This window comes from Streptomyces sp. NPDC058620, from assembly GCF_042717135.1.
Classification (GTDB): Bacteria; Actinomycetota; Actinomycetes; order Streptomycetales; family Streptomycetaceae; genus Streptomyces.
The window spans coordinates 65,922-86,333 of the sequence record NZ_JBHXQO010000019.1 but is presented as its reverse complement, the minus strand read 5'-3'; the positions used below and the strand labels follow the sequence as shown (position 1 = coordinate 86,333).

Sequence of the window (20,412 nt, the reverse complement as noted above, 5' to 3'; positions counted from 1 at the left end):
CCCTGGCTGGGGCTCCTGACGGGGTGGAGCACGGTGGAGCTGGGACGGTGTACGAGGCGGGGCTGCGGTGCCGGGTGGAGGACGGCGGGCGGGGGCCTCGGACTCCCCCGCCCGCCGTCGGTCGGGGCGGCCCTACGTCGAGGGCAGCTGCTTCAGCCGGATGTCGCGGAAGGACACCTGGTCGTCGGCTCCGTGGTTCTGGAGGCCGATGTAGCCGTTCTTCAGGCTGCGGACCGGATCGGTGTTGGTGTAGTCGTTGATCTTCACGCCGTTGAGGAAGACCCGGAGGCGTTCGCCCTCGACCCGGATCTCGTAGCTGTTCCACTCCCCCGGCGGCTTGAGGACCCGGTCACGGGCGGCGAGGTCGGCTGACTTGAAGCCGTAGACGGCTCCCGTGGTGCGGTCGGCCGCGTCGGTGGCGTCGATCTGGACCTCGTAGCCGTTGTTCACGGCGGACCAGGGGTCGTCGGAGGCCGGGAAGCCGACGAAGATTCCGGAGTTGTCGTCGCCGGCCATCTTCCAGTCGAGCTTCAGGGAGTAGGACTTCAGCTCTTTGGCCTGGTACCAGAGCATCCCCATGCCGCCCTCGGTGCGAAGCTCGCCGTCGGCGACGTCGAACGTTCCGGGGCCCGCCTGCTTCCAGCCGTCGAGCGTCTTCCCGTTGAAGATCGTCCGGTAGCCGGTGTCGGGCCTGCAGTCGGCCGTGGCCTGACCGGTGGTGTAGCGCATGGCGCCCAGGAGGTGCTTGCGGAAGTCCGGTTCGGCGTACGACTCCTTGGTGTGGCCGAGCCCGGTGTAGAAGGAGCGGCCGCCCTGGTAGGTCTGGCACCAGGAGATCGGGTGGTCGCCCTTCATCGTGCCGCCGGTGTAGCTGGTCTCGTCCAGCGTGGCGAGCACCTGGGCCTTGTCCCGGGGGTTGGTGCGGTAGTCGTACCACTCGTCGGTGCGGTCCCACGCCTCGTCCAGGTGGGCCGTCGCCGGGTGGTCGTGGTTCTCCACCCGTACGGTGGCGGGCTGGATCTGGGGGTGCGAGGCGAAGTACGCGCCGACGAGCCCGCCGTAGAACTCCCAGTCGTACTCGGTGTCGGCGGCGGCGTGGACGCCCATGTATCCGCCCCCGTCGGCCACGTAGTCCTCGAACGCCTTCTGCTGGTCGCTGTTGAGGACGTCACCGGTCGTGGAGAGGAAGACGACGGAGTCGTAGCGTGCCAGGTTGGCCGGGGTGAACTGCCCGGCCGCCTCGGTCGCGTCGACGGTGATGCCGCTCTCGGCGCCGATCTCCTTCAGCGCGGTGATACCCGCGGGGATGGAGTCGTGGCGGAAGCCGCCGGTCTTGGAGAAGACCAGGACCCGCTTGGCGCCCGCGCCGGGTGCGGCCGACGACAGCTGGAAGTCGTCGACGTCGTAGAGCGCTCCGCTGCCGCCCTTGAAGACCAGGAAGAGTTCCGTGGTCCGCTTGGGGACGTTGCGCAGGGAGACGTCGACGTCCTGGAAGGTGTCCCAGCTGCCCGTCACCGGGACGGTGGTGGAGCCCAGCAGGGTGCCGCTGGGCGAGCCCGTGCGCACTTCGAGGGAGCCGCCCGCTCCGGCGGAGGAGATCCGGGCGGTGAGCTTGGTGGAGCCGGTCAGCAGGTAGGGCTCGAAGGAGATCCAGTCGTTGTTGTGGATGTCCCCGACGGTCTTGCCGCCGTGCGCGCTCGCCTTGTCCTGCGGTGCGACACCGGACTGGGCGCTGTAGTGCTCCGCCTGGCGGTGGCGCGGCTGGAGCTGGGCCTGGTCGCTGCCGGTCAGCGCGGCCTGGCCGCCGCCTCCGCCGTCGGTGTAGGAGGCGTCGATGACTCCGAAGATGTTGGCGTTCGGGTCGTGCCCGCCGTCCGCCTCGGTCTTGATGACGCCGGTGCAGCCGTTGACCGTGGTGACGGGGTGGCCGTGGCTGTCGTGGCCGAGGATGAACCGGACCGCGACCTTGGAGCAGTCGACGGTGCCGTCCTCGGGGTCGGTGACGGTGACCTTGAAGGGAATCTCGTCACCGAACGTGAACAGCTGTCCTTCGGCCGGCAGTTGGAGCTTCACGGTCGGGGCGGTGTTGCCGACGGTCACGTGGACGCTCGCCGAACCGGTTCGGCCGCTCGGGTCCTTGGCGGTGACGGTCGCGGTGTAGGTTCCGTTCTTCTTGTACGTGTACGTGGGATTGGCGCTGGTCGACTTTCCGCCGTCGCCGAAGTCCCAGGCGTAGGTGAGGGCGTCGCCGTCCGCGTCGGCCGTGCCGGCCGAGGAGAAGGCGACCCTGAGCGGCGCGGTGCCGGAGGTCTTGTTCGAGCTCGCCTCGGCGACGGGTGAACGTCCGCCGGTGGCGTTCTCGATGCGGTAGAGACCGGCGTTCTCGTCCCCGCCGAACCAGGCGGTGCCGTAGTCCAGGACGTACAGCGCCCCGTCCGGTCCGAAGGCCATGTCCATGACCTGCGTGCCGGTCCACGGAATGGGGTTGATCGACTGGACGGCACCGTTGCTGTCGTGCTCGATGCGCTTGATCCAGCGGCGGCCGAACTCTCCGGCGAAGAAGTCCCCGTCGTACGCCTCGGGGAACTTCACCGGCGAGTCCAGGTCCGGGTCGTAGTGGTAGACGGGCCCGCCCATCGGGGACTCGGAGCCGCTGCCGAACTCGGGCAGGGAGCCACCGTCGTACGGAATCCAGGCGGTCTCCGCCGGCGGCAGGTCGACCAGTCCCGTGTTGTGCCGCGAGGTGTTCTTCGGTGCGGCGCAGTCGAAGGCGGCGCCGGATGTCCTGGTGGCGAAGTCGTAGTCGACGTAGGGGTCGTTGTCACCCGTACAGAACGGCCATCCGAAGTTTCCGGGCTTCGTCACCCTGGCGAACTCGACCTGTCCGGCCGGTCCGCGCGCCGGGTCGGCGGCACCGGCGTCGGGGCCGTAGTCACCGACGTAGAGGATGCCGGTCGCTTTGTCGACGGAGAAGCGGAACGGGTTGCGGAAACCCATCGCGTAGATCTCGGGCCGCGTCCTGTCCGTACCGGGTGCGAAGAGATTGCCCTCGGGCACGGTGTACGAACCGTCCGCGGCGACCTTGATCCGGAGGATCTTGCCGCGCAGGTCGTTGGTGTTGCCGGAGGTGCGCCGCGCGTCGTACGCCGGGTTGCGGTCCGGGCTCTCGTCGATGGGGGTGAAGCCGTCCGAGGAGAACGGGTTGGAGTCGTCGCCCGTCGAGAGGTAGAGGTTGCCCTGCGCGTCGAAGTCGATGTCGCCGCCCACGTGGCAGCAGATCCCGCGGGTGGCGGGGATGTCGATGATCTTCTTCTCGCTGGCGTTGTCGAGGGTTCCGTCCGCGTTGAGCACGAAGCGCGAGAGCCGGTTCACCCCGTCGTACTTGGCGAACTCCGCGGCGGTCCCGTTGGCCGGGGCATCACCGGCGGGGGTGTCCAGCGGCGGCGCGTAGTAGAGGTAGATCGCCCGGTTGTCGCTGAAGTCGGGGTCGATTCCGACGCCTTGGAGCCCTTCCTCGTCGTGCGAGTAGACGGGGATGGTGCCGGCGACCCTCGTGTTGCCCGCACTGTCGGTGATGCGCAGCTCGCCGCTGCGCGAGGTGTGCAGGACGCTGCGGTCGGGGAGGACGGCCAGCGACATGGGCTCACCGGTCTCGGCGCCGCCCTTGGCGAGCGTGACCTGCTGGAAGTCCTCGGCGGCCGCGTCGGCGGCGGCGTGCTGGGTACGCGGTCCGGCCGAGGCGCCGGGGGCGACTCCGAGGGCGAGGGTCGTCGCGGTCAGCAGACCGCCGGTCAGCAGGGCGAGGGACTTGCGGAATCCGGTGTGCTGTCGGCCTCGATATCGGGTTCGGGTTCTGTGCACGAGTGTCCTCCGGAGAGTGCCGGTTGTACGGGCGGGTGGAGCCGTGGCCGTGCAGCGCGGGGACTGCCGCGCATGTCAGTGGGGCCGGACGGGCTCCACCGACGCGAGTCGTGTCGTGTACACCAATGGGACGGTAGACCTGTTCGTCCGGGACGGAAAGCCCTTGCGCAGCAAGTAAGTTGACCTTCTTCCCGCGGCAGGACAAAGCGGGTTCCGGGCAGCACGGAGCGAAGGATGCCCTCGATCGCCGGGCCGGCTTGAACGGGCGTTCGAGGACGTCTTCTGGGCCGCTCAGGCGATTGGGGAGCGGGGGTCCGGGGGCGGCGCCCCCGGTGGGCGGCACCCCCGGGGTGACTCAGTCCGCGCTGCCGAACGCCGCGTCGAACGACGAGGCCGGCGGGTCGAAATCGAACCGCTTCAGCGAAGCAAGCGCTTCCGGGGCGCCCGTCAGCCGGTCCATCCCCGCGTCCTCCCACTCGACGGAGACGGGCCCGTCGTACCCGATGGACCGCAGCATCCGGAAGACGTCCTCCCAGGGGACGTCGCCATGACCCGCCGAGACGAAGTCCCAGCCGCGCCTGGGATCGCCCCACGGCAGGTGCGAGCCGAGCCTGCCGTTGCGCCCGTCGAGGCGCTTGCGCGCCTCCTTGCAGTCCACGTGGTAGATCCGGTCCCGGAAGTCGTACAGGAACCCGACCGGATCGAGGTCCTGCCACACGAAGTGGCTCGGGTCGAAGTTCAGCCCGAACGCCGGCCTGTGGTCCACGGCCTCCAAGGCACGCTTCGTCGTCCAGTAGTCGTACGCGATCTCACTGGGATGCACCTCGTGGGCGAAGCGCACCCCCTCCGCGTCGAAGACGTCGAGGATCGGGTTCCAGCGCTCGGCGAAGTCCTCGTAGCCGCGTTCGATCATGTGCGGCGGTACGGGCGGGAACATCGCGACCAGGTGCCAGATCGACGACCCGGTGAAGCCGATGACGGTCTGCACGCCGAAGGCCGCGGCGGCGCGCGCGGTGTTCTTGATCTCCTCGGCTGCCCGCCCGCGTACGCCTTCGGGCTCGCCGTCGCCCCAGATCCTGGCCGGCAGGATCGCCTGGTGACGCTCGTCGATCGGGTTGTCGCAGACGGCCTGCCCGACCAGGTGGTTGGAGATCGCGTAGCAGGTGAGTCCGTACTTCTCGAGCAGTTCGTGCCGCCCGTCCAGGTAGCCGGGGTCGGCGAGCGCCCTGTCGACCTCGAAGTGGTCGCCCCAGCAGGCGAGTTCGAGCCCGTCGTAACCGAAGTCCCTGGCGTGGCGGCAGACCTCCTCCAGCGGCAGGTCGGCCCACTGACCGGTGAAGAGCGTGAAGGGACGGGGCATGCGCAGGACCTCCTAGAACGAAACCGGGGTGTGGACGGAGTTCTTCTCGGCGCTCTCCTCGACGGCGGCGAGCACCCGCTGCACCTGGAGCCCGTCCGCGAAGGACGGCATGGGCGCCGACCCCGCGGCGATCGTGCGCACGACGTCCGCGGCCTGGTGGACGAAGGTGTGCTCGTAGCCGAGGCCGTGGCCCGGCGGCCACCACGCCTCCAGGTAGGGGTGCTCGGGTTCGGTGACGAGGATGCGCCGGAATCCCGCACTGACCGCCGGTTCGGTGTGGTCGTGGAAGGAGAGTTCGTTGAGCCGTTCCAGATCGAAGGCGAGCGAGCCGAGCTCTCCGTTGATCTCCAGGCGCAACGCGTTCTTGCGGCCCGCGGCCATCCGGGTCGCCTCGAAGGAGGCCAGCGCCCCGGAGGCGAGCCGGCCGGTGAACAGAGCCGCGTCGTCGACGGTGACCGCCCCCCGCGCGGTACTGTCACCGGCCCCCGAAAGCCCGGCCCCCGGACCGGCCAGGACGGGCCGGCTGCGTACGAACGTCTCGCTGACCGCCGACACCCCTACCAGCAGTTCCCCCGTCAGGTACTGGGCGAGGTCCACGATGTGCGCCCCCAGGTCCCCCAGCGCGCCGGAACCGGCGCGCTCGCGCTTGAGCCGCCAGGTCAGGGGCGATTCGGGGTCGACCAGCCAGTCCTGGAGGTAGGTGGCCCGTACGTGCCGCAGGGCGCCGAGCCGGCCCTCCGCGATCAGTGTGCGGGCGTAGGTGATCGCGGGCACCTTGCGGTAGTTGAAGCCCACGATGGCCACCTGCCCCCGCGTGGCGGCCCGTTCCGCGGCCGCCACCATGGCCTCCGCCTCGGCGACCGTGTTGGCGAGCGGCTTCTCGCACAGCACGTGCTTGCCCGCCTCCAGGGCGGCGATGGCGATCTCCGCATGGCTGTCGCCCGGCGTGCAGATGTCCACGAGCTGCACGTCGTCCCGGGCGATCAGCGCACGCCAGTCGGTCTCCGCCGCCGCCCAGCCGTGTCTGGCGGCGGCGGCGTCGACCGCGCTCCGGTCGCGTCCGCAGATCGCGGCGAGAGCGGGCCGCATCGGCAGGTCGAAGACGTGTCCTGCAGTGCGCCACCCCTGTGAGTGGGCGGCGCCCATGAACGCGTATCCGACCATGCCGACTCCGAGCGTCGCCGTGTCCGGCGCCTGTCTCGGCGGCGCTGCGGCCTCCTGCTCCGTCTCTTCCCTACGGGCCATCCGGGCTTCCTCCTCGTCGGTCGTTCGGTGGGCGCGGCAGGAGGGGCGGTCAGCCCCCTCCTACGTCCGGATCAGCTGAAGCCCGTCGGCAGGTACTGGTCGATGTTCTCCTTGGTGACCACGGCCGAGTAGAGGGTGAGCGAGGTCGGGATCTCCAGTTCGGACAGGCCCCCGATGCCCTTGCTCTGCCCCAGGGCGCGCGCCAGGTCGATGGCGGACGCGGCCATCGTCGGCGGATACAGGACGGTGGCCTTGAGGACGCTGTTGTCGGCCCTGATGGCGTCCATCGCCGACTTGGCCCCGGCCCCGCCGACCATGACGAACTCGTCGCGGCCCGCCTGCTGGATGGCCCGCAGCGCTCCGACCCCCTGGTCGTCGTCGTGGTTCCACAGGGCGTCGATCTTCTTCTGCGCCTGGAGGAGCTGGGCCATCTTGGCCTGCCCCGACTCGACGGTGAAGTCGGCGGCCTGACGGGCCACCAGCTCGATGTTGGAGTAGTTCTTGAGCGCGTCGGCGAAGCCCTGGCTGCGCTGCTTGGTGAGTTCCAGGCTGTCGATGCCGGCCAGCTCGACGACCTTGGCGCTCGACTTCCCCTTGAGCTGCTCGCCGATGTAGTGACCGGCGTTCAGCCCCATACCGTAGTTGTCACCGCCGACCCAGCAGCGGTACGCCTGCGGGGAGGCGAAGATGCGGTCGAGGTTGATGACGGGGATGCCCGCCCTCATCGCTTCGAGGCCCACCTGGGTGAGCGCCTTGCCGTCCGCGGGCAGGATGACGAGGACGTCGACCTTCTTGTTGATGAGGGTCTTGACCTGGCCGATCTGGACGGCCGTGTCGTTGGACCCCTCGGTGATCTCCAGGGTCACCTCGGAGTACTTCTCCGCCCGCGACTTGGCGTTCACGTTGATCGCGTTGAGCCAGCCGTGGTCGGCCTGCGGTCCTGCGAAGCCGATCGTGACGGCCTTGCCCGGCTTGTCGTCGGCGGCGGGCTGATTGCTCTGGGCGGCGGCGTTGCCGGTGGACTTGGGCTCGTTGCTGGTGCAGGCGGTGAGGAGGGCGCCCGCGGAGACGGCTGCGGTGCCGAAGAGCAGTCCTCTGCGGCTGGTTTCTGGCATGGCTGTCAAACCCTTCATCCGGGCGGTGCGTACGGAACAGCGGGTGGTGGTGGGGAGAACCCCTGGATCAGGTCTCTCCGTTGCGCAGCGTGCGGCGCTGGACCAGGACGGCGGCGACGATGATCGCGCCCTTGGCGATCTGCTGGACATCGCTCTGCAGATTGTTGAGCGCGAAGATGTTGGTGATCGTGGTGAAGACGAGGACACCCAGCACGGAGCCGACGATGGTGCCGCGCCCGCCGCTGAGGAGGGTGCCGCCGATGATGGCCGCGGCGATGGCGTCGAGCTCGTAGAGGTTGCCGTTGGTGTTCTGGCCCGAGCCGGACAGGATGATCAGCATGAAGGCGGCGATGCCGCAGCAGAGTCCGGAGAGCAGGTAGAGGTAGAGCCGCTGGCGGCGCACGTCGATGCCGGCCAGCCGGGCCGCTTCCGCGTTGCCGCCGACGGCGACCGTACGCCGTCCGAAGGTCGTCCGGTTAAGGATCAGCCAGCCGACGACGGTGACCGCGGCGAAGACCAGGACCAGCGGCGGGATTCCCAGGATGTAGGAGTCGGGCAGGCCCAGGTCGAGGACGGACTGCACGGTGACGATCTGTGTCTTGCCGTCGGTGATCTGGAGCGCCAGCCCGCGGGCCGAGGCGAGCATGGCCAGCGTCGCGATGAACGGGACCATACCGCCGTACGCGATGAGGAGCCCGTTGACGAGTCCGGCCGCGAGTCCGACGATCACGGCGGTGAAGAGGATGCCGGCGAAGCCGTACTCCTGGGTGGCCAGGGTCGTCGCCCAGACGGAGGCGAGCGCCACCATCGCACCGACCGACAGGTCGATGCCGCCGCTGGTGATGACGAAGGTCATGCCGACGGTGACGACTCCGATGACGGACGCCTGCGTGAGGATCAGCTGAAGGTTCCCGGTGTCCAGGAAGGCTTCGGGCTCGGTGATGCCGCCGACGGCGATCAGTACGGCGAGTACGCCGAGCAGCGACAGGTTGCGGACGTCGGCGCGCAGACCGAACGCGCGCGGCCCTCCCTCCTTCTTCGAGGGCGGGGCTGCGGCCGGGCCGGTCAGGACCCCCTTGTCCGGCCCGTTGTGCTGCGCCGAAGAGACGGGCTGCGTCATGATGCCGGGCTCCCTTCCATCACGAGATCGAGTACGCGGTGCTCGTCGAGCTCCTGCGCGTCGGCCGCGTGCACGACGCGTCCCTCGCGGAGCACCAGCACCCGGTCGGCGAGGCCCAGCACTTCGGGTACCTCGCTGGAGACGAGCAGGACGGCGAGGCCGTCGTCGGCCAGCCGGCGGATCACGGCGTACAGCTCGGCGCGGGCGCCGACGTCGACACCGCGGGTGGGTTCGTCGAGGAGCAGGACCCGGCAGCCGCGCAGCAGCCAGCGGGCCAGGACCGCTTTCTGCTGGTTGCCGCCGGAGAGGGTACGGACGGCCGCGTCCGGGTTGTCGGGCCGCAGGGAGAGCTCCCGGGTGGCGGTCCTGGCCGCCCGCCGTTCGGCGCCCCGGTCGAGCCAGCCGGCGCGGGCGAAACGGGAGAGGGAGGAGACGGAGACGTTGCGGGTGACCGATTCGGTCAGCAGGAGGGCCTGCGCCTTGCGTTCCTCGGGGGCCAGACCGATTCCGGCGGCCACCGCGGCGCGGACGCTGCCGGGACGCAGCGGCTTTCCGTCGACGGTGACCCGGCCCGTGGTGGGCCTGCGTGCACCGAAGACCGTTTCCAGGATCTCGGAACGTCCCGAGCCGACGAGTCCGGCCAGGCCGACGATCTCGCCGGGCCGCAGTTCGAGGTCGAGCGGTTCGAACTCGCCCTCCCTGGACAGCCCTTCGACGGTCAGCACGGGCTGGGCGGCGGTGCGCCCGGCCGGGGTCCCGGTCCGTTCGGGGAAGACGTACTCGACGTTGCGGCCGGTCATCATGGCAACGATGTCGCGCGTCGGTGTGGACTTGGCGGGGAGCCCCACGGCGACGGCCCGGCCGTCCTTGAGGACGGTCACCCGGTCGCCGATCCGGCGGATCTCCTCCAGCCGGTGGGAGATGTAGACGACGGCGACGCCTTCGGCGGTGAGCCCGTCGACGATACGGAAGAGGTTGTCGACCTCGTCCGGGTCGAGGGCGGCCGACGGTTCGTCCATCACGATGAGGCGTACGTCGTGGGAGAGCGCCCGCGCCATGGAGACGATCTGCTGCTGGGCGGCGGAGAGCTCGCCGACCGCGCGGGCGGGGTCGATCTCCGGGTGGCCGAGCCGTTTGAGGTGTTCGCCCGCCGCCGTGCGCGCTTCGCGGGTGCGGACGACGAAGCCCGCGGTCGTCGGTTCGTGCCCGAGGAAGATGTTCTCGGCCACCGACAGGCCCTCGACCAGGTCGAGTTCCTGGTAGATGGTGGCGATCCCGAGGCGCATGGCGGCGATGGGCGACCTGAGCGCGACGGGTGCGCCGCGCCAGGTGATCTCGCCGCCGTCGGGCTGGTGGGCCCCGGCCAGCACCTTGATGAGGGTGGACTTGCCGGCGCCGTTCTGCCCTAGGAGGCAGTGGACTTCGCCGGCCAGTACTTCCAGGTCCACGCCGTCGAGGGCGCGCACGCCGGGGAAGGACTTGGTGATGCCGGACATGGTGAGCAGGGGGCGTTCCGGTGCTGGTTCCGCTGCTGTTTCCGGGTTCGGAACACGTGCTGGTTCCGGTGCCGGTACCGACGCTGATGCCGGTTCTGGTGCCATGACAAATCCCCTCGGTGCGGGACCGGTGAGCGGGCAGGGCGAGGTACGGGGGATACGGGAGGTACTGGACGTGCTCTCGTGCGGACGTGCTGTCGTGCGACCGGTCCGGGGATCAGGCCGGTGAGAACAGGTGGTCGCTGATGAGCCGGGCGGCGCCGATGACTCCGGCGGCCGGTCCCAACTCCCCCAGGACGATGGGGAGGTTGCCGGTGGCGAGCGGCAGCGACTGCCGGTAGACCTGGGTACGGACACTGGCGAGCAGGTTGTGCCCGAGGCCGGTCACTCCGCCGCCGATCACCACCAGGCCCGGGTTGAAGAAGCTGACGAGTCCGGCGATGACCTGGCCGACCCTGTTGCCACCCTCACGGATCAGGTCGAGGGCGGCGGCGTCACCGGCCGCCGCGGCGGCGGCGACGTCGACGGCGTTGAGTCTCCCGGCCGCCTCCAGCCGGGCCGCGAGCTCCGCCGACTGCCCGGAGCGCGCCGCGTCCTCCGCGTCGCGGGCGAGCGCCGCGCCGCTGAAGTGGGCCTCCAGGCAGCCCCGGTTGCCACAGGCGCAGGCCCGGCCGTCCGGTTCCACCTGGATGTGGCCGATGTCCCCGGCGCTGCCCGTCGTACCGCGGTAGACCTCGCCGCCGACGACGATGCCGCAGCCGATACCCGTACCGATCTTGACGCAGAGGAAGTCGCCCACGGAGCGTGCGACGCCCGCGTGCTGCTCCCCCATCGCCATGAGGTTCACGTCGTTGTCGACCATGACGGGGCAGCCCAGTTCCTGGCTGAGCGCCTCGCGGACCGGGAAACCGTCCCAGCCGGGCATGATCGGCGGCGCGACCGGTATGCCTTCGGGGAAGCGGACGGGTCCTGGTACGCCGATGCCCGCGCCGTCGAAGCCCTCGGCGAGCCCGGAGGCCCGGAGCTTGGCCGCCATCGACAGCACCTGCTCGAAGACGGCGACGGGACCTTCGCGTACGTCCATGGGTTGGTTGAGGTGCCCGAGGACCTCCAACTCGGCGTTGGTGACGGCCACATCGATGGACGTGGCGCCGATGTCGACACCGAGGAACCGCAGTGCCGGAGCGAGCCGGATGTTGTGGGAGCGGCGCCCGCCGCGCGAGGCGGCGAGTCCGTCGGCCACCACGAGGCCGGTCTCCAGCAGCCGGTCCACCTCGACGGCGAGCTTGGAGCGCGAGAGGTCGACCTCGTCGCCCAGCTGAGCACGGGAGTTGGGACCGCCGTCGCGCAACAGCCGTAGCAGTCGCGCCTGATGCGCGTTCGCGGGCCGAGCCGTCATGCGTCTCACACGTCCCTCCCCGCCACATCGGACAGTCCGTCGGGCTTTGGAGGGGAACGTAGCAGCGCTTTCCCGGAGTGGGAAGAAGTTGCGCAGCAATCCGCTCCAACTTTCTCCACACCCAGGACAAAGGAGGCGACCGCTCCCCGGGCGGGGCGGTACGGGTTCGGACACGCCGATGGGGCACCGGGAGGTCCCGATGCCCCATCAGTCAGGTCCGGCGGTGTGCCGCGAGCGCGCTACGGCGTTGCGCCGCACACCCGCACCACGACTCTTCTATGCCTCTTCGCGCCGGTGGTACGTCTCCCGCGTGTGCTCCGTGTGCGCGCGCATGACCTCCGTGGCCCGCCGCTCGTCCCGCGAGGAGATCGCCGCGATCAGCGCGCGGTGCTCGATCCACGACTGGGTACCGCGCTGACGGGCCACCGGCGTGTAGTACCAGCGGACCCTGCGGTCCACCTGACCGGCCAGTTCGGCGAGCACGACGTTGCCGGCCAGCTCCATGACCTTGGCGTGGAAGGCGGCGTTGGTGGCGACCGCCAGGTCCACGTCGTCGTCGGCCGCGGCCTGCTCGCCCTTGGCGCAGAGCTCTTCGAGCACCGCGATGCCGGCCGTGCCCGAGTTGGCGGCGGCGAGTCTGGCCGCCTCGGCCTCCAGGAGCGTACGGACCGACAGCAGTTGATCCGCCTCCTGCTCGGTCGGCTCGTGGACGAAGGCACCCTGCGCGGGGCGCAGGTCGACCCAGCCCTCGGTGTTCAGCCGCTGGAGCGCTTCGCGCACCGGCTGCCTGGACACCCCGAGATGCCCCGCGAGTTCGCTCTCGACCAGGTGCTGGCCGGGTCGCAGCGCTCGCGTGGTGATCAGTTCGAGCAGCGCCTCGTAGACGCGCTCGCGCAGCGGACCGGGCCGTTCCAGCTTCGGCACGGCCCCTTGCGGCAGTCCTGTGGACAACATCGCGGTCCCCCTCCAGGCGACGAGCAATTGCTTATCGTCTACAGTCTACCGAGCACAATGCGGGTCAGGGGCAGCTGATCACTTGACCGGCGTACGAGAGATTGCCACCGAAGCCGAAAAGCAGTACCGGAGCACCGCTCTCGATCTCCCCGCGCTCCACCAGCTTGGACAGTGCCATCGGGATGGAAGCGGCGGACGTGTTGCCTGAATCCACCACATCCCGGGCGATGATCGCGTTGACCGCACCGATCTTCTTCGCGACCGGTTCGATGATCCTCAAATTGGCTTGATGCAGCACTACCGCGGCGAGGTCCTCGGGGGCGATTCCTGCCTTTTCGCACACCTTGCGGGCAATCGGCGGCAGCTGCGTGGTGGCCCAGCGGTAGACGGACTGCCCCTCCTGGGCGAAGCGCGGGGGCGTGCCCTCGATGCGTACGGCGTTGCCCATCTCCGGCACCGAGCCCCAGAGGACCGGGCCGATCCCTGGCCGGTCAGTCGTCCCGGAATCCGCGACGACGACCGCCGCGCCCGCCCCGTCGCCGAGCAGGACGCAGGTGGTGCGGTCGGTCCAGTCGGCGATGTCGGCCATCTTGTCGGCGCCGATGACGAGGACCCGGGTGGCGGCCTCGGCCCTGATCGCGTGATCCGCGGTCGCAAGGGCGTGCGTGAAGCCGGAACAGACCACGTTGATGTCCATCACCGCGGGCGAGCCCATACCGAGCCGCGCCGCGACCCGTGCGGACATGCTCGGCGAGCGGTCTATGGCCGTGGACGTGGCCACGAGGACCATATCGATGTCCGAGGGCTGCAGGCCGGCCGCGGCCAGTGCCTTGGCTCCCGCGTGTGCGGCCATCTCGTCCACCGGCTCGTCGGGACCCCCCACGTGGCGGGTCTTGATGCCGACCCGGCTGGTGATCCACTCGTCGCTGGTGTCGACCATGGCGGCCAGATCGTCATTGGTGAGCACCTTGGCGGGCTGATAGTGGCCGAGCGCCACGACACGTGAGCCGGTCATGTACGGGTTCCCCTCGTTACGTATGGCAGGAACCATCCAGTCTTGGTCGCTACCGCCCGGTACGAGGACACGTAACCCCACAGGATTCCGGGCCAGGGGTTGGAGCCTTGACAACAGCCTTGACCCTCCAGAAGGCATACTGTAGACAATATTCTGTCGACTTGACACCCTCGCTCGGTCCTCTCACCGAACGGAGAGCCCCGTGAAAGTCGCAGTTGTCGGTGCCGGAGCCATCGGCGCCTATGTCGGGGCCGCGCTCCACCGCGCCGGCGCCGAGGTCCATCTGATCGCCCGGGGACCACATCTCGCGGCCATGCGCCGTGACGGTGTACGCGTCCTCAGCCCGCGCGGTGACTTCACCACATCCCGACCCTGCGGTTTCGACGCCCGTATCTCCACCGAGCACGACGCCCCGCTGACCGATTCCGCGTGCGTCTACTGCGGCAACTGCATCGAGGTCTGCCCCACCGGGGCGCTCTCCTTCAAGAGCGAGTTCGACATGCGCGCGGCCGGCACCCGAGCCGGCCCAGACCGAGACCACCACCGTCTGCGCGTACTGCGGCGTGGGCTGCAACGTCACCCTCCATGTGCAGGACAATGAGATCGTCAAGGTCACCTCGCCGCACGACAATCCGGGGACCCGCGGCAACCTCTGCATCAAGGGCCGTTTCGGCTACCAACACGTACAGAATCGGGTTTAAGCGCCATGGGACGGGTCACCGAGCGCCGCCGCACCATCCGCATCCGGGACGGAGCGGTCTCCACCCGCCCCGACACACTGGTCGCCGAGGAACCGCTGGAGATCCGGCTGAACGGCAAGCCGCTCGCCATCACGATGCGCACCCCCGGCGACGACTTCGCGCTGGCGGCGGGCTTCCTGGTGAGCGAGGGCGTCATCGGTGAAGGCTCCGAGGTGCGGTCGATCGTGTACTGCGCCGGGGCGACGGCCGACGGGGTCAACACGTACAACGTGGTCGACGTGAAACTCGCGGCGGGCGTCGTGGTCCCCGACATCACGCTCGAACGCAACGTCTACACCACGTCGTCGTGCGGTCTGTGCGGCAAGGCGAGCCTCGACGCCGTCCGCACCACGACGCGTCACCCCGTCGCCGATACTCCCCCGGTCCGGGTGACGCCCGGACTACTCGCCGGCCTCCCCGACCGGTTGCGCGAGGCACAGCGGGTGTTCGACCGGACCGGGGGTCTGCACGCGGCGGCGTTGTTCTCGGAGGAGGGCGAGCTGCTCGACATCCGGGAGGACGTCGGCCGGCACAACGCCGTCGACAAGCTCGTCGGCCGGGCCCTCACCGACCACCGGCTGCCGCTCTCACGGGCGATTCTGCTGGTGTCGGGGCGGGCGTCGTTCGAGCTGGCGCAGAAAGCGGTGATGGCCGGCATCCCGATGCTCGCCGCCGTCTCGGCGCCGTCGTCGCTGGCCGTCGATCTGGCGGCCGAGACCGGACTGACCCTGGTCGGTTTCCTCCGGGGTCCGTCCATGAACGTGTACGCGGGTGAGCACCGCATCGCCCTGGAGGCGACGACCGACAAGGGCTGACGCGGTCCTGCCCGCTGCACGGGTCAGGGGTCCGGCCGGCGGGGAGCGCCCCCTGCGCCGGCCGGACCCTCCCCGCGCGCCCGCTCACCCAGTGGGGTCACTCCGGGAAGTCGTCCTCGTACGCGGTGTCGCCACTGGCCATGGTTCCTACCCGGGCAGCGTGGTCGGTCTCACCCCACCGTGACGGCCTCCTCCGACACCGCCCGGTCCTTCGGCAGCGGATCGCGTGAGCGCCGCTTCGCGATCACCGCGCAGACCATCAGCTGCATCTGGTGGAAGAGCATCAGCGGCAGTACCGCGAGGCTCGCGTGCGCGCCGAACAGGACGCTCGCCATCGGCAGTCCGGCCGCCAGGCTCTTCTTGGAGCCGGCGAACTGGATGGCGATCCGGTCCCCCCGGTCGAATCCGAGGCGCTTGGCGCCGTACCAGGTCAGCGTGAGCATCAGCGCGAGCAGTACCGCTTCGGTGGCGAGCAGCGCGCCGAGGCGGGCCGGGGTGACCTGGTGCCAGATGCCGGCGACCATGCCCTCGCTGAACGCCGTGTAGACGACCAGCAGGATCGAGCCGCGGTCGACGAATCCGAGGACCTTCCTGTGCCGGCCGAGGAAGCCGCCGATCCACCGGCGCAGCAGCTGCCCGGCGAGGAACGGCACCAGCAGCTGGAGCACGATCTTGAGCAGCGCGTCGGCCGAGAACCCCCCGCCGCTCCCCCCGATGAGCAGGGCGGCGAGCAGCGGGGTGAGGAGGATCCCGGCGATGCTGGAGAACGAGCCCGCGCAGATCGCCGCGGGCACGTTGCCGCGGGCGATCGAGGTGAAGGCGATCGAGGACTGGATCGTCGAGGGGACCAGACAGAGGAAGAGCAGGCCCTCCTGGAGCTGGGGCGTCAGCACGTACGGCACGAGTCCCTCGCCGGCCAGTCCGAGCAGCGGGAACGCGACGAACGTGCAGACCAGGACGGTGAGGTGGAGGCGCCAGTGCTTCAGTCCTTCGAGCGCTTCCACGGTGGAGAGCCGGGCTCCGTACAGGAAGAAGAGGAGGGCGACCGCCCCGGTGGACGCCCCGCCCGCCACCTCGGCGGCGGTTCCGGACGCGGGCAGCAGCGCCGCGAGCACGACCGTGCCGATCAGCGCCAGGATGTACGGGTCGATCGGCAGCCAGGACGGCGGTTTCGGTGTGCGGCGGCTCATGTGCTCCACGTGTCTCTCGGTCAGGTCGTGCCCTCTCCATCGTGCTCGTGATCAGCGCAATCGGGAATCCGGTATACCGCTCTGACTGTGATCACGGATCGCGATAACCTGGGCCCATGTACGACCCCGTCCAGCTCCGTACGTTCCTCGCCGTCGCGCAGACGCTGAGCTTCACGCAGGCTGCCCGCAGGCTCGGCGTCCGCCAGTCCACGGTCAGTCAGCACGTGCGGCGGCTGGAGGACGCGACCGGGCGCCAGCTGTTCACCCGGGACACCCACAGCGTCGATCTCACCGAGGACGGCGAGGCGATGCTCGGCTTCGCCCGGTCGATCCTGCGGGCCCACGAGCGGGCGTCGGCCTTCTTCACCGGCACCCGGCTGCGCGGCAGGCTGCGGTTCGGCGCGTCCGAGGACTTCGTCCTCACCAGGCTTCCGGAGATCCTGGAGTCATTCCGCCGCGACCACCCGGAAGTCGAACTGGAACTGACCGTCGAGCTGTCGGGGACCCTGCACCAGCAGTTGGAGGCGGGCCGGCTCGATCTGGTGCTGGCCAAGCGGCGCACCGGCGACACGCACGGCGAGGTGGTCTGGCGGGACGCGCTGACCTGGATCGGCGCGCCGCAGCTGCGGATCGACCCGGAGCGCCCGGTGCCGCTGATCGTCTTCCCGCCGCCCGGCATCACCCGGGCCCGCGCCCTGGAGGTCCTGGAGGAGCACGGCCGGTCCTGGCGGGTGTCCTGTACGAGCACGAGCCTGAGCGGGCTGATCGCGGCGGCCCGCGCGGGACTGGGCGTCATGGCGCACACCCGTGGGCTGATCCCGCCCGGACTGGCGCCGGTGCCGGCCAGGGCGGGGCTGCCGGAGCTCGGCGACGTGGACTTCGTCCTGCTGCACGGCAGGAACCGGGGCGGGGCACAGGAAGCGGCGGACGCGCTGGCCTCGGCGATCCTGGCGGCCGGCGACCGGCTGCACCGGGGGATCAGCGGCAGGGAATCCGCCTGACGGCCTGGGCACGGGTGAGGAAAGGCCGCATCTCCGTACAGAGTGGGAGTGATCGCGGTGTACAGATTCGGTGCAGATTCCGGCGCGAGCCCCGTACGCCGTGGTCGGAAGTCTGCCCGGGCCTTGCCCGTCTGGCCGGATTTCAGCGGCTGACCTGAGCAGATGCCAGGCTTTACGGAGGCTTCACACTCTCCCGCGACGGCGCCCGGTGGGGTAGCGTCGCGGCGCTGTGCGGAGGCCACGAGGAGCAGTTCATTGCGCGAATTCACTGTCCCGCCCATGGCGGCCGCCCCCCACGTCGGCGGTCTCGCCGATGCCGTGTTCGACAACGCCGAGGACGATCCGCACCGGATCGCACTGGGGCGCAAGGACGCGGACGGACACTGGCGCGATGTCACCGCCGCGAACTTCCGCGACGAGGTGCTCGCCCTGGCCAAGGGGTTGATCGCGCACGGTGTCCGGTTCGGGGACCGCATCGCCCTGATGTCCCGTACGCGCTACGAGTGGACGCTCTTCGACTTCGCGGTGTGGACGGTCGGGGCCCAGTCCGTGCCGGTCTACCCCACGTCATCGGCCGAACAGGTCCTCTGGATGCTCCACGACGCCGAGGTCACCGCCGTCATGGTCGAGCACGAGGACCACGCGATGACCATCGGCTCGGTCGTCGACCGGCTGCCCCATCTGAAGCGGCTGTGGCAGCTGGACTCCGACGCGGTGGGCGAACTGGTCGCGGCGGGCGCGCAGATCGACGACGAGGTCGTGCACCGGCACCGCCGTGCCGTGACGCCCGAATCGGTGGCGACGGTGATCTACACCTCGGGCACCACGGGCCGCCCCAAGGGCTGCGTGATCACGCACGCCAACTTCATGTTCGAGTCGGACACCATGGTCAGCCGGTGGGAGCCGGTGTTCCACTCCAAGCCGGGCGACGAGGCCGCGACCCTGCTCTTCCTCCCGCTGGCCCACGTCTTCGGCCGGATGGTGGAGATCGCCGCGCTCCGGGGCCGGGTGAAGCTGGGCCATCAGCCGGAGCTGTCGGCGCGCGCCCTGATGCCGGACCTGGTCTCGTTCCGCCCGACGTTCATCCTCGCGGTCCCGTACATCTTCGAGAAGGTCTTCAGCGGCGCCCGGCGCAAGGCCGAGGCGGAGGGGCGGCTCGGACCGTTCGAGAAGGCCGTCGAGATCGCGGTGAAGTACGCGGAGGCCATGGAGCACCGTGCGTTCGGCACCGGCCCGGGTCCCTCCGCAGGGCTGCGGATGCAGCACCAGTTCTTCGACAAGATCGTCTACAAGAAGGTCCGCGACGCGATGGGCGGCCGGGTGCGGCACGCGATGTCGGGCGGTTCCGGGATGGACCGCAGGCTCGGCCTGTTCTTCGCGGGGGCCGGCGTGCTCGTGTACGAGGGGTACGGCCTCACCGAGTCCACCGCGGCGGCGACCGCGAACCCGCCGGAGCGCACCCGGTACGGCACGGTCGGGCAGCCGATCCCCGGCACGACCGTGCACATCGCCGATGACGGCGAGGTGTGGGTGCACGGCGCGAACATCTTCTCCGGCTATCTGGGCGACCCGAAGGCCACCGACGCGACGCTCCGCGACGGCTGGCTGGCCACGGGCGACCTCGGCGCGCTCGACGAGGACGGCTATCTGACGATCACCGGGCGGAAGAAGGAGATCCTGGTGACCTCGGGCGGCAAGAGCGTGTCGCCCGCCGGTCTGGAGGAGCGGGTGCGGGCGCATCCGCTGGTGGCGCAGTGCATCGTCGTGGGCAACGACCGTCCGTACATCGCGGCGCTGGTCACCGTGGACCAGGAGTCCGTGGAGCACTGGCTCGCCATGCAGGGCCGGCCGTTGCTGAGCCCGAGCGAACTGGTGCGCGACCCGGATCTGGAGATGGAGGTCCGCCGCGCGGTCGTCGCCGCCAACACGGCGGTGTCCCAGGCGGAGTCGATCCGTACGTTCCGGATACTGGCGCACCAGTTCACCGAGGAGCGCGGGCTGCTCACCCCCTCACTGAAGCTGAAGCGGAAGGCGATCGAGACGGCGTACGCGGCCGAGGTCGACGCGCTGTATCACTGAGCCGCTCGCCGAGGACGGTCGCACAGCACCTGACCGCACGGGCCGGTCGCGCATTTCCGCGCACGCGGGCGGGAATGTGTACGCCTCCGTGATCGTTGACTCTCGGAGTACCACCCGACGACGTAAGGATCGACTGCTCGTGAGCCAGGTCCCCTCCCTCACCCTCAACAACGGCGTCGACATGCCGCAGCTCGGTTTCGGTGTCTGGCAGGTGCCGGACGACGAGGCGGAGAAAGCGGTGGCCACGGCCATCGAGTCCGGGTACCGGAGCATCGACACCGCCGCGATCTACGAGAACGAAGTGGGCACCGGCAAGGCGATCGCCGCCTCCGGTGTCGCGCGTGACGAGCTGTTCGTCACCACCAAGCTGTGGAACAGCGAGCAGGGCCACGACAAGACGCTGCGCGCGTTCGACGCGTCGCTCGACAAGCTGGGCCTCGACTACGTCGACCTGTATCTGATCCACTGGCCGCTGCCGTCCAAGGGCACGTACGTGGACACGTACAAGGCCCTGGAGAGGATCCAGGCGGACGGCCGCGCCAAGGCCATCGGCGTGTCGAACTTCCTGCCCGCGCACCTGGAGCGTCTGATCGCCGAGACCTCCGTGGTCCCCGCGGTCAACCAGGTCGAGCTGCACCCGCAGCTCCAGCAGACCGAGCTGCGTGCCTTCCACGCCCAGCACGGCATCGCCACCGAGGCGTGGTCGCCGCTGGGTCAGGGCAAGGGCCTCCTGGAGGTCCCGACCGTCGTGGCGATCGCCCGGAAGCACGGCCGGACGCCCGCCCAGGTGGTGCTGCGCTGGCACATCCAGACGGGCAACGTGGTGATCCCGAAGTCCGTGACGCCGTCGCGGATCGTGGAGAACCTTGACGTGTTCGGCTTCGAGCTGGACGCCGACGACCTGGCCGCGTTCGCCGCCCTGGACGAGGGCAAGCGCCTCGGCCCGGACCCGGCGGAGTTCCACTACGACGCCTGAGCCTCCCGGTAACCGGTGAAGCGACGCCGCCACCTGCCCCTGTGGG

14 protein-coding genes and 2 pseudogenes are annotated in these 20,412 nt (G+C 69.9%); 6 read left to right on the top strand and 10 right to left on the bottom strand.

Annotated features, from left to right (window positions below):
• Window positions 1-132 precede the first annotated feature (132 nt).
• From ACFWSK_RS19735 to ACFWSK_RS19695, 9 genes are all read right to left on the bottom strand, one after another.
• Window positions 133-3,861 carry a ThuA domain-containing protein gene (locus tag ACFWSK_RS19735; RefSeq protein ID WP_383787656.1) on the bottom strand — a complete coding sequence of 1,243 codons (3,729 nt, stop codon included), beginning with the start codon at window positions 3,859-3,861 and terminating at the stop codon, window positions 133-135.
• Window positions 3,862-4,216: 355 nt separating this feature from the next.
• Window positions 4,217-5,221 (bottom strand): sugar phosphate isomerase/epimerase family protein, encoded by a 1,005-nt coding sequence (locus tag ACFWSK_RS19730; RefSeq protein ID WP_383787654.1) that lies wholly within the window; start codon window positions 5,219-5,221, stop codon window positions 4,217-4,219.
• Window positions 5,222-5,233: 12 nt separating this feature from the next.
• Window positions 5,234-6,466 (bottom strand): Gfo/Idh/MocA family protein, encoded by a 1,233-nt coding sequence (locus tag ACFWSK_RS19725; RefSeq protein ID WP_383787652.1) that lies wholly within the window; start codon window positions 6,464-6,466, stop codon window positions 5,234-5,236.
• 71 nt (window positions 6,467-6,537) lie between these two features.
• On the bottom strand, window positions 6,538-7,581 hold the full coding sequence (locus ACFWSK_RS19720) for a substrate-binding domain-containing protein (RefSeq protein WP_383787649.1): 1,044 nt from the start codon (window positions 7,579-7,581) through the stop codon (window positions 6,538-6,540).
• Between the two features lie 67 nt (window positions 7,582-7,648).
• Window positions 7,649-8,701 carry an ABC transporter permease gene (locus ACFWSK_RS19715; RefSeq protein ID WP_383787646.1) on the bottom strand — a complete coding sequence of 351 codons (1,053 nt, stop codon included), beginning with the start codon at window positions 8,699-8,701 and terminating at the stop codon, window positions 7,649-7,651.
• Window positions 8,698-10,197 (bottom strand): sugar ABC transporter ATP-binding protein, encoded by a 1,500-nt coding sequence (locus tag ACFWSK_RS19710; protein ID WP_383787644.1) that lies wholly within the window; start codon window positions 10,195-10,197, stop codon window positions 8,698-8,700. Before ACFWSK_RS19710 ends, ACFWSK_RS19715 begins: the two co-directional genes overlap by 4 nt.
• Before the next feature lie 217 nt (window positions 10,198-10,414).
• The gene (locus ACFWSK_RS19705) at window positions 10,415-11,596 is read right to left on the bottom strand and encodes an ROK family protein (protein WP_383787642.1); all 1,182 of its coding nucleotides are present in this window, start codon (window positions 11,594-11,596) and stop codon (window positions 10,415-10,417) included.
• Window positions 11,597-11,872: 276 nt separating this feature from the next.
• On the bottom strand, window positions 11,873-12,550 hold the full coding sequence (locus ACFWSK_RS19700) for a GntR family transcriptional regulator (protein WP_383787639.1): 678 nt from the start codon (window positions 12,548-12,550) through the stop codon (window positions 11,873-11,875).
• Between the two features lie 64 nt (window positions 12,551-12,614).
• Window positions 12,615-13,565: a beta-ketoacyl-ACP synthase III gene (locus ACFWSK_RS19695; RefSeq protein WP_383787636.1), complete on the bottom strand. Its 951-nt coding sequence runs from the start codon at window positions 13,563-13,565 to the stop codon at window positions 12,615-12,617.
• A gap of 148 nt (window positions 13,566-13,713) precedes the next feature.
• Here ACFWSK_RS19695 and ACFWSK_RS19690 point away from each other — a divergent pair.
• The 3 genes and pseudogenes from ACFWSK_RS19690 to fdhD form a co-directional block, all read left to right on the top strand.
• Window positions 13,714-13,923: pseudogene (locus tag ACFWSK_RS19690) on the top strand (ketopantoate reductase family protein); the annotation flags it as partial.
• A gap of 18 nt (window positions 13,924-13,941) precedes the next feature.
• A pseudogene (locus ACFWSK_RS19685) lies at window positions 13,942-14,266 on the top strand (4Fe-4S binding protein); the annotation flags it as partial.
• A gap of 5 nt (window positions 14,267-14,271) precedes the next feature.
• Window positions 14,272-15,120: a formate dehydrogenase accessory sulfurtransferase FdhD gene (fdhD, locus tag ACFWSK_RS19680; protein ID WP_383787633.1), complete on the top strand. Its 849-nt coding sequence runs from the start codon at window positions 14,272-14,274 to the stop codon at window positions 15,118-15,120.
• Window positions 15,121-15,290: 170 nt separating this feature from the next.
• Here the strand turns inward: fdhD and ACFWSK_RS19675 are convergent, their stop codons facing one another.
• Window positions 15,291-16,310 carry a bile acid:sodium symporter family protein gene (locus tag ACFWSK_RS19675; protein WP_383787630.1) on the bottom strand — a complete coding sequence of 340 codons (1,020 nt, stop codon included), beginning with the start codon at window positions 16,308-16,310 and terminating at the stop codon, window positions 15,291-15,293.
• Window positions 16,311-16,426: 116 nt separating this feature from the next.
• On the opposite strand from ACFWSK_RS19675, the gene ACFWSK_RS19670 reads away from it, so the two are divergent.
• The 3 genes from ACFWSK_RS19670 (at window position 16,427) to ACFWSK_RS19660 (ending at window position 20,366) form a co-directional block, all read left to right on the top strand.
• The gene (locus ACFWSK_RS19670) at window positions 16,427-17,311 is read left to right on the top strand and encodes a LysR substrate-binding domain-containing protein (RefSeq protein WP_383787628.1); all 885 of its coding nucleotides are present in this window, start codon (window positions 16,427-16,429) and stop codon (window positions 17,309-17,311) included.
• Between the two features lie 279 nt (window positions 17,312-17,590).
• A complete protein-coding gene (locus ACFWSK_RS19665; protein ID WP_383787719.1) occupies window positions 17,591-19,390 on the top strand; it encodes an AMP-dependent synthetase/ligase in 1,800 nt (599 codons plus the stop codon).
• A 139-nt stretch (window positions 19,391-19,529) separates the two neighbouring features.
• The gene (locus tag ACFWSK_RS19660) at window positions 19,530-20,366 is read left to right on the top strand and encodes an aldo/keto reductase (protein ID WP_383787625.1); all 837 of its coding nucleotides are present in this window, start codon (window positions 19,530-19,532) and stop codon (window positions 20,364-20,366) included.
• Window positions 20,367-20,412: the final 46 nt, after the last annotated feature.

Coding starts and splice junctions, on each gene's coding strand:
- ACFWSK_RS19730 (WP_383787654.1), bottom strand. CDS start 5,221: ATGCCCCGTCCCTTCACGCTCTTCACCGGTCAGTGGGCCGACCTGCCG.
- ACFWSK_RS19725 (WP_383787652.1), bottom strand. CDS start 6,466: ATGGCCCGTAGGGAAGAGACGGAGCAGGAGGCCGCAGCGCCGCCGAGA.
- ACFWSK_RS19720 (WP_383787649.1), bottom strand. CDS start 7,581: ATGCCAGAAACCAGCCGCAGAGGACTGCTCTTCGGCACCGCAGCCGTC.
- ACFWSK_RS19715 (WP_383787646.1), bottom strand. CDS start 8,701: ATGACGCAGCCCGTCTCTTCGGCGCAGCACAACGGGCCGGACAAGGGG.
- ACFWSK_RS19710 (WP_383787644.1), bottom strand. CDS start 10,197: ATGTCCGGCATCACCAAGTCCTTCCCCGGCGTGCGCGCCCTCGACGGC.
- ACFWSK_RS19705 (WP_383787642.1), bottom strand. CDS start 11,596: ATGACGGCTCGGCCCGCGAACGCGCATCAGGCGCGACTGCTACGGCTG.
- ACFWSK_RS19700 (WP_383787639.1), bottom strand. CDS start 12,550: ATGTTGTCCACAGGACTGCCGCAAGGGGCCGTGCCGAAGCTGGAACGG.
- ACFWSK_RS19695 (WP_383787636.1), bottom strand. CDS start 13,565: ATGACCGGCTCACGTGTCGTGGCGCTCGGCCACTATCAGCCCGCCAAG.
- fdhD (WP_383787633.1), top strand. CDS start 14,272: ATGGGACGGGTCACCGAGCGCCGCCGCACCATCCGCATCCGGGACGGA.
- ACFWSK_RS19675 (WP_383787630.1), bottom strand. CDS start 16,310: ATGAGCCGCCGCACACCGAAACCGCCGTCCTGGCTGCCGATCGACCCG.
- ACFWSK_RS19670 (WP_383787628.1), top strand. CDS start 16,427: ATGTACGACCCCGTCCAGCTCCGTACGTTCCTCGCCGTCGCGCAGACG.
- ACFWSK_RS19665 (WP_383787719.1), top strand. CDS start 17,591: ATGGCGGCCGCCCCCCACGTCGGCGGTCTCGCCGATGCCGTGTTCGAC.